Source organism: Nonomuraea sp. NPDC050786 (assembly GCF_040654115.1).
Taxonomy (GTDB): Bacteria; Actinomycetota; Actinomycetes; order Streptosporangiales; family Streptosporangiaceae; genus Nonomuraea.
In genome coordinates this window covers 138,640-149,874 of record NZ_JBFAHJ010000006.1, presented here as the reverse complement: position 1 = coordinate 149,874, position 11,235 = coordinate 138,640, and the positions used below count along the sequence as shown (strand labels likewise).

12 protein-coding genes are annotated in these 11,235 nt (G+C 72.7%); all 12 read right to left on the bottom strand.

The window, feature by feature from the left end; genetic code table 11:
* Positions 1-55 precede the first annotated feature (55 nt).
* Genes AB0H84_RS14605 through AB0H84_RS14550 form a run of 12 tightly spaced genes read right to left on the bottom strand, consistent with a single transcriptional unit; the run spans position 56 to position 11,229 of the window.
* Positions 56-1,276: a cytochrome P450 gene (locus tag AB0H84_RS14605; protein WP_357603415.1), complete on the bottom strand. Its 1,221-nt coding sequence runs from the start codon at positions 1,274-1,276 to the stop codon at positions 56-58.
* Positions 1,269-1,562, bottom strand: coding sequence for a DUF1330 domain-containing protein (locus AB0H84_RS14600; protein WP_357603413.1), 294 nt, complete (start codon positions 1,560-1,562; stop codon positions 1,269-1,271). Before AB0H84_RS14600 ends, AB0H84_RS14605 begins: the two co-directional genes overlap by 8 nt.
* Positions 1,559-2,356: a PhzF family phenazine biosynthesis protein gene (locus AB0H84_RS14595; RefSeq protein WP_357603411.1), complete on the bottom strand. Its 798-nt coding sequence runs from the start codon at positions 2,354-2,356 to the stop codon at positions 1,559-1,561. Before AB0H84_RS14595 ends, AB0H84_RS14600 begins: the two co-directional genes overlap by 4 nt.
* A complete protein-coding gene (locus tag AB0H84_RS14590) occupies positions 2,353-3,330 on the bottom strand; it encodes an ornithine cyclodeaminase family protein (protein ID WP_357603410.1) in 978 nt (325 codons plus the stop codon). The genes AB0H84_RS14595 and AB0H84_RS14590 overlap by 4 nt, the downstream gene beginning before the upstream one ends.
* Before the next feature lie 27 nt (positions 3,331-3,357).
* Positions 3,358-3,960 carry a hypothetical protein gene (locus AB0H84_RS14585; RefSeq protein ID WP_357603408.1) on the bottom strand — a complete coding sequence of 201 codons (603 nt, stop codon included), beginning with the start codon at positions 3,958-3,960 and terminating at the stop codon, positions 3,358-3,360.
* On the bottom strand, positions 3,957-4,937 hold the full coding sequence (locus AB0H84_RS14580) for a branched-chain amino acid transaminase (protein ID WP_357603406.1): 981 nt from the start codon (positions 4,935-4,937) through the stop codon (positions 3,957-3,959). The genes AB0H84_RS14585 and AB0H84_RS14580 overlap by 4 nt, the downstream gene beginning before the upstream one ends.
* Complete coding sequence (locus AB0H84_RS14575) at positions 4,937-6,331, bottom strand: hypothetical protein (RefSeq protein WP_357603404.1); 1,395 nt, start codon at positions 6,329-6,331, stop codon at positions 4,937-4,939. The genes AB0H84_RS14580 and AB0H84_RS14575 overlap by 1 nt, the downstream gene beginning before the upstream one ends.
* Before the next feature lie 9 nt (positions 6,332-6,340).
* Positions 6,341-6,634: a Dabb family protein gene (locus AB0H84_RS14570; protein ID WP_357603403.1), complete on the bottom strand. Its 294-nt coding sequence runs from the start codon at positions 6,632-6,634 to the stop codon at positions 6,341-6,343.
* Positions 6,631-7,860, bottom strand: coding sequence for an ATP-grasp domain-containing protein (locus AB0H84_RS14565; protein WP_357603401.1), 1,230 nt, complete (start codon positions 7,858-7,860; stop codon positions 6,631-6,633). The genes AB0H84_RS14570 and AB0H84_RS14565 overlap by 4 nt, the downstream gene beginning before the upstream one ends.
* On the bottom strand, positions 7,836-8,885 hold the full coding sequence (locus AB0H84_RS14560) for a cysteine synthase family protein (RefSeq protein ID WP_357603399.1): 1,050 nt from the start codon (positions 8,883-8,885) through the stop codon (positions 7,836-7,838). Before AB0H84_RS14560 ends, AB0H84_RS14565 begins: the two co-directional genes overlap by 25 nt.
* Positions 8,867-9,754, bottom strand: a complete 888-nt coding sequence (locus AB0H84_RS14555) for a hypothetical protein (RefSeq protein WP_357603397.1) — start codon at positions 9,752-9,754, stop codon at positions 8,867-8,869. The genes AB0H84_RS14560 and AB0H84_RS14555 overlap by 19 nt, the downstream gene beginning before the upstream one ends.
* The gene (locus tag AB0H84_RS14550; RefSeq protein WP_357603395.1) at positions 9,751-11,229 is read right to left on the bottom strand and encodes a lyase family protein; all 1,479 of its coding nucleotides are present in this window, start codon (positions 11,227-11,229) and stop codon (positions 9,751-9,753) included. The genes AB0H84_RS14555 and AB0H84_RS14550 overlap by 4 nt, the downstream gene beginning before the upstream one ends.
* Positions 11,230-11,235 lie beyond the last annotated feature (6 nt).

Below are 11,235 nucleotides of genomic sequence, written 5' to 3'. Positions count from 1 at the left end.
GCCAAATAAACGAGCGCAGCCTAATAAGGCGATTTTTCGTCGGGATATCAGTCGTTTAATTTCCGGCGGCCGGCGTCAATTTCACCTGCAGGCTCGTTATTCCGCTCAGCAGGTTGGAATGCAGCCGTTCGGGCTCGGCGGTGATGTGCATCTCGTCCACGAGGTCGCGCAGCGCCTCGAGCATCGCGCCGATCTCGGTGCGGCCGAGGAAGGCGCCGAGGCAGAAGTGGGGGCCGTACCCGAAGCTGGCGTGCCGGTTCGGGGTGCGGGCGAGGTCGAGGCTCTCGGGGTCGGTGAAGATCTCCTCGTCGCGGTTGGCGGAGGAGTTCCAGAGCGTGACGATGTCGCCCTCGGCGATGTCGACGCCCCTGATCGTGACGGCGCGCGTGGCCCGCCTGCCGAAGTGCATGGCGGGGCTGACGTAGCGCAGGATCTCCTCCACGGCGCTCTTGACGCTCACCTCGCCGCTCTTGAGCGCGGCCCACTGGGCGGGGTTCTCCGCCAGCACCGGGACCATGCCGATCATGGTGAGGCGGCTGGTCTCGTCGCCGCCGATGATCAGGCTGTAGCAGTTGAACACGACGTCGTCGGGCTCGACCTGCCGGCCGTCGACGGTCGCCTGGACCAGGGTGGAGATGACGTCCTCGCGGGGCCGGGCGCGGCGCTCGGCCACCAGGTCGTCGAAGTAGAACAGGATCTCGTTGCGTGCCATCAGCGACTCCTCGGCGGCCTCCTCGGGGTCGTCGCTGTCGGTGTCGCTGCTCAGCGCGGTCTTGGTCAGGCGCAGCAGCAGGTCGCGGTCGGAGTCCGGCACGCCCAGCAGGTCGGAGATGGTGTTGATGGGGATCTTCTCGGCCACGTCCGCGGCGAAGTCGCAGGTGCCCAGGTCGAGCCCGGCCCGTACGCGCTCGCGGGTGTTGGCCTGCACGCGCTCGGCCACGTACGCGAGCGCGCGCGGCGAGAACGCCTTGAGCATCACGTTGCGCAGGTCCTGGTGGCGCTTGCCGTCGGTCACGGCCAGCATCCGCCCGACCGCCGAGTCGCCACCGGCCAGCAGGGTCGTCAGCACGTTGCCGCGTTCGGAGGTGAAGCGCTCGCCGTCCTTGTAGACGGCCACGACGTCGTCGTACTTGGTGAGCGCCCAGAACCCCGGGTTGCCGCCGCGCGGGGCGTTCCAGTAGACGGGGGCCTCGCTGCGCAGGTGCCGCCAGATGGCGTACTGGTCGTGCTCCCTGAACGTGCGCGGGTCGGCCAGGTCGTACGTCGGCTCAGGCATCGGGACCGTCCACGAGGATCAGGTCCATGTGGACGCCCTCGCGCAGCGGCACGATCTCGGCGTACTCGGGCGAGGCGTACCAGCGCCTGGCGTGGTCGGCGCTGGGGAAGCGCATCACCGACAGGTGGGTGGGCTGCCAGTCGCCCTCGAGCACGTCGAACGCGCCGCCGCGGATGGCGAAACCGCCGCCGTACGCCTGGAGGGTGGCCAGCACCTTGGCGCGGTACTCGGCCATCTTCTCCTTGTCGGGGATGGCGGCGACGTTGCCGATGACGAAGGTGGTCATTGTTCCTCCTGGTCGTGAAGTTCTCCGCTCATGAAGATGACCGCGCGGCCGTCGAGGGCGACGCGGTCACCGAGGAGCGTCACGCGTACGCGCCCGCCCCTGGGCGAGATCTGGTGGCCGAGAAGGTCACCGCGCCCGAGCCGGGCGCCCCAGAACGGGCCCAGGCAGCAGTGCGCCGACCCGGTCACCGGGTCCTCGTTCACGCCGTGCCGGGGCGCGAAGAACCGGGAGACGAAGTCGTGCTCGCCCTCCCCGGCGGCCGTCACGATGACGCCGCGCACCGGGAAGGCGGCCAGCGCGGCGAAGTCCGGCCGCAGCCTGGCCACCTCCGCCTCGTCGGCCAGCTCGACGAGATAGTCGAAGCGGTTGCGGCCGGTCCAGACGGGCCGCGCGCCGAGCGCCTCGGCCAGCCCGGCGGGCTCCTCGACCGGCTCCGGCGGCTCGGCGGGCAGGTCGAGCCGGATGCCGTGCTCGCCCCGCTCGGTCTCGAGCACGCCGCTCCTGGTACGGAAGCGCAGCCGCTCCCGCCGCTCCCCCTCGCGCTCCCAGAGCACGTGGGCCGCGGCCAGGGTGGCGTGCCCGCACAGGTCCACCTCCCCGTCAGGGGTGAACCAGCGCAGGCCGATGCCGTCACCGCCGTCCGACCGGTCCACGAACGCGGTCTCCGACAGGTTCAGCTCCGCGGCCACCGACTGCATCCAGCGGCCCTCGCGCGGCCGGTCCAGCAGGCACACGCCGGCCGGGTTGCCGCCGAACCGCCGCGACGCGAAGGCGTCCACCACGAAGATCTTCATGACGCCGGGAAGGGGACGTGGATGCCGAGCCCGGACTCCTGGGCGGCCCGCGCCGCGGCGAAGCCGGCGACGACGTCCTGCGCGGCCATGCCGAGCGACTTGTACAGGGTGATCTCCTCGGCGTCCGTGCGGCCCGGGTGCCGGCCGAGCAGCACCTCGCCCAGCTCGGCCCGTACGTGGTCCGCTCCGGTCAGCCCCTCCTCCATGGGTGCGCGCAGGTCGTACGACTCGGCGGCGGCCGACTGCCTGCTGTCCACGAACACCGCGCACCGCGCGACCGCCTCGGAGTCCAGCTCCCTGGCGTCGGCCACGGACGCCCCGACCGCGTTGACGTGCGCGCCCGGTGTGAGGTCGGCGCCCGCCACGACGGGCTTCCTGGATGAGGTGACGGTGCAGACCAGGTCCGCGCCCTCCAGAGCGGCCGCGGCGGAGGGCATGACCTCGACGGGCACGTCGAGCCAGGTGGCGGCCCATTTCTGCAGGCCGGCCGCGCTGTTCGGGCTGAACACGCGGACCCGGCGCAGCGTCCGCACGGCGGCGAGGGCCTCCAAGTGGCTGCGGGCCTGCACGCCGGAGCCGATGAGGGCCAGGTCGCCCGCCTCCGGCCGGGCCAGCGCGTCCGTGGCCGCCGCCGACACGGCCGCGGTCCGCACGGCGGTCAGCTCGGCGGCGTCCATCAGGGCCAGCGGGTAACCGGTCTCCGGGTCGAACACGATCACCATGCCGACGTGCGCGGGCAGCCCCTTGGCGGGGTTGCCGGGCCGCAGTGAGATGGCCTTGATGCCGTACCCGGAGCCGGGGACGTGGCTGGGCATGGCGGCGAAGACGCCGTCGTCCGACTCCGGCCGCAGGATGGCGCGTAGCGGCTGCGTCACTTCCCCGGAGCTGTAGGCGCGCATGACGCCGGCCATGAGGCCGATCGCCTCTTCCACGGGCAGGGCCTTGCGCACGGCCTGGCCGTCGAGGAACAGCATGATCCTCTCCTTTGCGTACGTACGGGATCAGTCGGAGGCGACGAAGACGGACCAGACCATGCGGATCGGGCGGGTCCGCGAGATGAACTCCAGGTCGTAGGTCTCCACGGACGGCGCGGTGGTGAGCGCGAGGTCGATCGTGCCGCAGCTGACCGCCATGGCCGCGGCGCTGGTCGAACTCATGATCATCACCTTGCCGGGCGTGTAGTTCGGCGGCAGGAGTTGCGCGATGAGCGGGGCCGGGGCCGGGTGCGTGGCGATCGTCGGCTCGGCGGGCACGGTGTCGTGGCCGCGTGACTTGGCCAGCCCGTACAGCGGGGTGTCCATGATGAACGCGCCGCCCAGAGCCATCCGGGTGTCCATGTAGAACTCGTTGACGCACCGGTAGGCGTTGGCCACGACGAAGTGGGTGACCTTGCCGTCGAGCAGGGCCTGGGCCGCCTCCTCGTACGTGTCGTACAGGTCGATCCTGGGGTCGCCGGGGGCCTCGGCCACCCGCCACAGCATGGCGGCCGCCGTCTCGCTGCTCGTGCCCACGGGGCCGAGCGTTCCGATCGCCTCGAGCGGCGCGCGGCTGCGCGTGTCGACGTCCATCCAGCCGAGCAGTTCCATGTCGCCGGTCCGGTTCATGCCTTCGCCACCGCTTCTTCCGCCAGAGCCTGTTCGTCACTCCCGGTCTCCACCGGGGTGAGCCATCCGTGGGTGTCCTCCCGCTCGGCGCGTACGAGCCGGCCGTACAGCTGGGCGAGGCGGGTGGTGGACGGGCCCGGCGCGCCGGCGCCGACGGGCCGCCCGTTGATCTCGATCACCGGGGTGACGCCGATCCCGGTGCCGGTGAGGAAGACCTCGTCGGCCAGGAGCAGGTCGGCCGGGTGCAGCGGCGACTCCTCCGCGGGCATCCCCAGCCCGGCGGCCAGGGTGAGCACCGTGTCCCTGGTGATGCCGGGCAGGATGTCGGCGTCGGCGGGCGGGGTGGCCAGGCGGCCCCCGCGCACCGCGAAGACGTTGGCCGTGCTCGCCTCGGCGACCTGACCGGCCTCGTTCAGCAGGATCGCGTCGTCGTAGCCGGCGGCGCGGGCGTCCTCGACGGCCAGCGCGTTGTTGACGTAGCCGCCGGTCACCTTGGCCTGCACCGGCAGCGTGGCGCGGCCCGGCCGCCGCCACGAGCTGATCAGGCAGCGCACGCCGCCGGGCGGGCCGTAGTCGCCGAGCCGCGAGGCGACGATGGTGACGGCGTCGGACACGCCGCCCAGGCCCACGCCGGGCGGGGTGCCCGGCAGGAGGCCCAGCTTGTACGCCAGCGGGCGGACGTACACGTCTCCCCGGTCGCCGTTGCGGCGCAGCAGCTCGGCGGTCACGTCCGCCAGCTCGTCGGCCGTCAGCCCCGGATCGATGCGCAGCAGCCGGCACGAGCGCAGGAAGCGCCGGTAATGGTCGTGCACGCGGAACAGATGGGTTTGCGCGCCGTCGCGCGTGGCGTACGCCCTGATGCCCTCGAACACGCCGGTGCCGTAGTGCAGGCCCTGGGTGGTCGGCGGCAGGTGTACCTCGGAGAACGGCACGAACTCGCCGCCGTGGTAGACCCAGCGGCCGTGCAGGGGCCGCATCACCGCCTCCGGGCGGCCAGGGCGCGGGCGGCGCGCGCCTCACGCTCGTCCCGCGCGCCGAGCCGGCCGGACCGGCGGTCGACCACCCTGGCGGCCTTCCAGCTCACCATGGCGCCGGTGCTGGTGATGGCGCCCGGGTCGCCGAAGGAGACGACCAGCTCGGTGCCGAGCGTGTCGCGGCACTCCTCGCGGGCCAGGCGCAGGCCGGGGTCGTCGGCCCCGAGGTCGCCGTGGAGCAGCAGGCCGACGTGGTCGTCCGCCAGCACGATCTGGTAGTCCAGGCAGTTACGGACGTGCCGCAGGAGCAGGTCCTCCAGGTCGTAGCCGGTGATGCGGCGGCCGTTCACCTCGAGCTGGTCGCCGACGCGGCCGAGGACCTCCACGCGCGGCGCGGGGATGTCGGCCCCCGGCGCGGCGGGGCTCATCCTGACCATGTCGCCGGTCCGGTAGCGGATCAGCGGCTTGGCGCCCTGGTACAGGTTGGTGACGACGAGCTCGCCCTGCCGCACGCCGTCCGGCCCCGGGGTGGCGGGGCGGGTGGTCTCCGGGTCGATGACCTCGTAGTAGTTGATCAGCGGCGCCGTGTAGAGGCCGCCGTCGGCGCCCGCGGCGGCCAGCACCGACGCCTCCTGCGAGGCGTACAGGGCGTTGTAGGCGCGGGCGCCCCACAGGGAGCCGATGTTGGCCAGCAGGCTGGGCGAGGCCAGCTCGCCGGTGAGCATGAACACCTCGATCGAGAAGTCCTCGCGCGGGTCGAGCCCGGCCTCCACCGCCCTCTTGGCCAGTGACAGCGCCATGCCGGGCGTGCAGAACATGCCCGTGATCGGCAGCAGCCGCATGACCTCCAGGGCCCGCTCGAAGCCGACCATCGGCGAGTGCGGCCACATCTTGGCCACGGCGAGGCCGAGGTTGCGGCAGACGTCGCCGAAGGTGTCGCCGGTGGCGTGCATCTCGCTGGGGCCGGAGACGCCGATCACCTGGGCGTCGCCGTACTGGTCGAAGACCGTGCCGTAGTAGGCGGTCAGCACGCTGTTGTTGTGCAGGGTGTCGACGTTGTCGCGGGGGCACGGCGTCGCGGCACCGGTCGTGCCGGTGGTCTCGTAGAAGATCCACGCCTCGTGCATCGGGCGCGACAGCAGGTCCAGGCCGGCGTCACGCAGGTCCTGTTTCGTGGTGAACGGCACGGTGGCCAGGTCGTCGCCCTCGGCCAGCCCGTCGAGCCTGGCACGGTAGAACGGCGAGCGGCTGCCGGCGTACGCGAGCGTCGCCCGCAGCCGCTCGGCCTGGTACTCGGCCAGGCGGGCGGCGTCCCAGCCGCCGGCCAGGAACTCGTCGTGCCGTTCGCGAAGGGACCTCGCCAGGTCGGCGAGCTCCGGATGATAGACGGTGAACATCGTTTTCCCTCACTCCTCGAGATCTGCGACGACCCAGTCGCTGATTTCGCGCCACTGCCGCACGGACTGCTGATGGAAGGGGTGGACCAGGTACCGCTGCAGGGCCGCCTCGTCGTCGACCAGGCCCATCACGACGAAGTCGTAGGCGATGTCGCGGTCGGAGACGTTCCTGCCGACCCGCCATTCGAGGAGGTCGCCCACCTGCGCGCCGACCTCGGCCGCCATGCGCTCGGCCCGGACGACACACTCGTCGTCCCAGGTGAACTGCGGCTTCAGCTTGAACAGCACGATGTGCCTGATCACGGTCGCTCACTCGCTTCCATCAGAAGACTGGGAACCGCCGCCTCGAGCCGCGCGGTGAGCTGGCGGACGGTCCTGCCGCGCGCGATCACGTGCCCGAGCCGGTCATACGCGCTGCGCGGCGGCGACACGCGCGTGCCCGGCTCGGCGGTGATCACGACGCTCTCCACGCCGGGCAGCAGCTCGGCCTGGCGCCATCCGCACGCCGTGCGCAGCACGCCGGCCCGCTCGGCGGTCAGGAAGCGCACGCCCGCGTATCCGCGGCGCCTGGTCGCGAGCGTCACCGGCATGCCCGCCGCGCCGCGGAGCTGCTGTTCGAGCAGGTCGAGGCCGTCCACGAGGCGGACCAGCTCGGGGATCATGCCACCTGCCAGGCGCGGGTTGATCTCGACGATCGCCACGCCGCCGGGCAGCAGCTTCACCTCGGTGTGGGTGGGCCCCTCCCGGACGCCGGCCGCGGCGAGCGCCGCCTGCGCGGCGGCGACCAGCGCCTCGCCCTCCAGGGGGTCGAGCGGAGCCGGGTAGACGTGCCCGGACTCCACGAAGTAGGGGTGGCCGGTCACCGACTTGGCCACGACGCCGACGCAGGTGGGCTCGCCACGGATGTGGAAGGTCTCGACGCTGTACTCGGGGCCCTCCAGGTACTCCTCCAGCAGGATCGCCCCGGCCGACGGCTGGCCGCGCACGTTCGTGCGTACCGACAGCACCTCGCCGGCGTGGGCGCGCACCTCCTCCTCGGTGGCGCAGAGCCGTACGTGCTCCGACCCCGAGCCGTCCACGGGCTTGGCCACGCATGGCAGCCCGACCGACGCGAGCGCGGCGGTGATCTGGTCCTCCTCGGTGACCACGGCGAACTTCGGCTGCGGCACCCCGGCCTCGGCCAGCACCCGGCGCAGCCTGCCCTTGTCGCGGCAGAGCCGCACGACCTCGGGCGGATTGCCGGGCAGGCCCAGCCCGGCCGCCAGCTCGGCCGCGGCGGCGACGTAGAAGTCGCTGGTGGTGGTCACGCCGCACAGCTCGCCCGCGTGACGCTCCACGGCGGCGCGGAGCGCGGCGGCGTCGTTGGTGTCGCAGCGCACCACCTCGGCCCCGGAGCCGTCCAGCCCGCGGTAGCGCTCGGGCCGGCCGGTGAAGAAGAGCGGCTCCAGCCCCAGGTCCCTGGCGGTCCGCAGCGCCATCATCCCGGTGCCGGTGGTGTTGGCCTCTATGAAGGCAAGGCAGCGGCCCATCTCGACTCCTTGCGTCTCGATCCTGGGAAGCAGTAAGACCAGCTGCGCACCGTCTCCGACGCGTCCACCTCCACGGGCGCGGCGGCGGCCGGAAGGTCGTGCAGCTCCTTCTCCAGCCAGTGCGTCTCGTCGTAGACGGTGGAGGCGTAGCGGTCGCCCCGGTCGGGCATGATGGCCACGATCCTGGTGCCGGGCGGCTCCGCGGCCGCCAGGTGGCGCAGCACCCGGTAGACCGAGCCGGAGGTGTTGCCGCCGAAGATCTGCTGCTCGGCGGCCAGGGCGAGGGTCGACTCGAACGCCTCGCGGTCGTTGAGCCAGTGCACCTCGTCGACGGCGGCGTGGTCGACGTTCTGCGGCACCAGGCTGTTGCCCAGGCCGCTCTGGAGGCGTCCCGGCAGGTCCGGCTGGCCGAAGATGACGCTGCCGACGCAGTCCACGCCCACCGTCCACAGGTCGGGCAGGCTCTCGCGCAGGGCCCTGGCGGTCCCGCACAGCGAGCCGCCGCTGCCCACCGCGCCGACCAGCACGTCCACGTGCCCGAGGTCGGCGATCAGCTCCGCCGCCAGCGAGCGGTAGGCGCGCGGGTTGTCCGGGTTGCTGTACTGCCGGGGCCAGAAGGAGCCGGGCAGCGTGTCCCGCAGCTCCGCCAGCCGCTCCAGCCGCGCGCTCTGCCAGCCCTGCGCGGTCATCCGCTCCACGATGTGCACCTGGCAGCCCAGCGCGCGCAGCTTGGCCAGGGTGATCGGGTCGATCCGGGGGTCGGTGACGATGTGCACCGGGTGCCCGAGCGCGGTGCCGACCAGGGCGACGCCGAGCGCCATCGTCCCGGACGAGCTCTCCACGACGGGCGCGCCGGGGGCCAGCTCCCCCGACTCGCGGGCGGCCAGGATGACCTGCCGCGCGACGCGGTCCTTCATCGCGAACGGGTTCTGCAGCTCGAGCTTGGCGTACGCCGCCGCGCCCGGCACCGCGAGCCTGACCAGCGGGGTGTGGCCGATGGCGGCGATCATGTTCGGGTGAAGCATCGAACCTCCTCGGGCACGGCGAGCGTGTGGTAGACGTGCGCGTGGCCGGCCAGCCGCACGCAGGCCCGCTTGGCGCGGTCGAGCTGGTCGGGGAAGCGCGGATCGGCGTCGTCGAGCAGCAACCCGACGACGGTGCCGCTGTGCGCGACCGCGATGCCGAGCCCGCCGACCGCCTCGCAGACGGCGCGCATCGGCTCGATCGTGCGTTTGGGGTTGAGCCGCTGGTTGAGCACGGCGCTGCGGGTGGCCACGCGGCCGATCTCCCTGGTGTCGCCCGCCGCCACGGCCACGACCAGGGTGTCCAGCAGCCGCTCGTACTCCCGCAGGTCGGCCGGGAGGAAGGGCTTGGGCAGGCGGTTGAAGGCGATGGTGTCGACCTTGCCGCCCTCGTCCACGCTGACGATCGTCATCGGCGGCAGGTGGCCCAGCCTGGCCAGCAGGCGGACCTCGCGGTGCAGGAAGGCGACGACGCCGTCGTACATGACGCCGTCGGTGGGCTCGATGGGGCGCAGCAGCGCTGCGATCTCGGCCGGGGCCGGCGTGGCGCCGACGGCCTCGCCGACCGCGCGGGCCGTGGCGACCAGGTCGGCGGACGAGCTGCTGAAGCCCTTGCCCTCGGGCAGGTCGCTCTCCACGGTCAGCACGCCGCCGCAGCGGGCGCCGCGCAGCTCGAGCACGCTCTTGGCGGCCCGGAGCGACTTCAGCTTGTGCGCGGGCCGTACCTCCACCTCGTCGGTGCCGAGGTCGAGGCTGAAGACGGCGCGGCTGGCGCGCGGGATGGGCAGGGTGACGAGGAAGTCGACGGATCCGGTGAGCCGTCCCTGCAGGAGCTCGCCGAAGGTGCCGTACGCCAGGCCGGTGCCGATCATGCCGGGTCCTCCAGTCCGAGCAGGGCGTTGACGCGGGCGGGGGCGCTCTCGGCGGCGTGGCGGCGGGCGGCCCACTCGTGTTCCAGGGCCGCCAGCTCGCCTTCCTGGTCGGCCAGCATGCGGTGGACCGCCTCCGGCGCCGTCGAGCCCGCCGAACGCTTGCGGCGCAGCTGGTCCTCCGGGGCCGACAGGCCGGACAGCAGCGCGGCGGGGTCTTTCAGCGGGTGCCCGTGCTCGCGGGCGATCTCCCCCAGCAGCTTCTCCTCCGCGATCCCGCCGCCGGAGGAGTCCGCGGTGGTGATGTACGTCCCCGCGACCACCTGGGCGGTCCGCCAGGGCACGCCCTCCTCCAGCGTGAGCCGGTTGGCCAGGGAGAAGCCCCCGAGGAACTCGCCCGTGCACCCGGCCAGCCCGCGTTCGGCGGGGAACCGCGTGTGCCGCAGGGCCAGCGCGAGCAGCCGCAGCGCGCTCTCGAGAGCCTGCGTGGCCGTGACGAGCTGCGCGCCGCCCTCCTTGGCCGCCTCCACCGTGTTGCTGTACGGGGTGCCGCGCTGGGCGGCGGACACGTCCACGTACCAGGACAGCAGGTGCGCGGTCTTGCCGCGGATGCGCTCGAAGATCGGGTAGTTCTTCTTCTGCGGCATCGCCGAGGAGATGCCGGCCAGCTCGTCGGGCAGCTCGATCAGGCCGTGCCGCCCTCCTGCCCACGTCATCAGGTCCGTCACGAACCGGTTCAGCCCGGTGGCGAAGGTCGCGCACTCGCCGGCCAGCTCCAGCAGCCAGGCGCGGGAGGCGACGCCGGTCAGGGCGTGCGTCACGGGCCCGGCGAAGCCGAGCAGCCCGGCCATGGACTCCCGGTCCCAGGGCAGCTCCTGCCCGGCCATGGCGCCGGACCCGAGCGGGCACCGGTCCATCCGGTCGTACGTCGCCAGCAGCCTGCGTGCGCTGTGCAGGAAGTGCTCCACCAGGGCGGTCACGTAGAAGCCCGGCGAGATGACCTGCGCCGCCTGCAGATGGGTGTAGCCCGGCATCGGCGCGTCGGTGTGCCCGGCCGCCAGCGCGTGCGCGGCGGCGGCGCAGGCCAGCAGCTCCGCGGCGATCCGCAGCACCCGCTCGCGGCCGAACATGAGCTGCGCGCACGCCTGCGCGTCGTTGCGGCTGCGGTCGACATGCCAGGCGGGGGCCGGGCTCGCCCGGCTGACCAGGCGTTCGATGCCGAACGAGAGATCGGACATGTTCTCGTGCGGATCGGCCATGAGCTCGCCGGGGCCGATCCCGTCGAGCGCGCGGGCGATCGCGCGGGTCTCGCCCTCGGCGAGGATGCCCATCCGCCGGTACTCGACGAGGAGCACCTTCTCGATGTGCAAATAGTGCGGCAGCAGGTGCCGCACGTCGTGGGAGAACTGCGGCTCGAGCACTTCCTCGTGCAGCAGGATCGCCGGGGCGCCGCCAATCCGGCCCGTCAGTCTAGCCATGCCGGA

Coding starts and splice junctions, on each gene's coding strand:
- AB0H84_RS14605 (WP_357603415.1), bottom strand. CDS start 1,276: ATGCCTGAGCCGACGTACGACCTGGCCGACCCGCGCACGTTCAGGGAG.
- AB0H84_RS14600 (WP_357603413.1), bottom strand. CDS start 1,562: ATGACCACCTTCGTCATCGGCAACGTCGCCGCCATCCCCGACAAGGAG.
- AB0H84_RS14595 (WP_357603411.1), bottom strand. CDS start 2,356: ATGAAGATCTTCGTGGTGGACGCCTTCGCGTCGCGGCGGTTCGGCGGC.
- AB0H84_RS14590 (WP_357603410.1), bottom strand. CDS start 3,330: ATGCTGTTCCTCGACGGCCAGGCCGTGCGCAAGGCCCTGCCCGTGGAA.
- AB0H84_RS14585 (WP_357603408.1), bottom strand. CDS start 3,960: ATGAACCGGACCGGCGACATGGAACTGCTCGGCTGGATGGACGTCGAC.
- AB0H84_RS14580 (WP_357603406.1), bottom strand. CDS start 4,937: ATGCGGCCCCTGCACGGCCGCTGGGTCTACCACGGCGGCGAGTTCGTG.
- AB0H84_RS14575 (WP_357603404.1), bottom strand. CDS start 6,331: ATGTTCACCGTCTATCATCCGGAGCTCGCCGACCTGGCGAGGTCCCTT.
- AB0H84_RS14565 (WP_357603401.1), bottom strand. CDS start 7,860: ATGGGCCGCTGCCTTGCCTTCATAGAGGCCAACACCACCGGCACCGGG.
- AB0H84_RS14560 (WP_357603399.1), bottom strand. CDS start 8,885: ATGCTTCACCCGAACATGATCGCCGCCATCGGCCACACCCCGCTGGTC.
- AB0H84_RS14555 (WP_357603397.1), bottom strand. CDS start 9,754: ATGATCGGCACCGGCCTGGCGTACGGCACCTTCGGCGAGCTCCTGCAG.
- AB0H84_RS14550 (WP_357603395.1), bottom strand. CDS start 11,229: ATGGCTAGACTGACGGGCCGGATTGGCGGCGCCCCGGCGATCCTGCTG.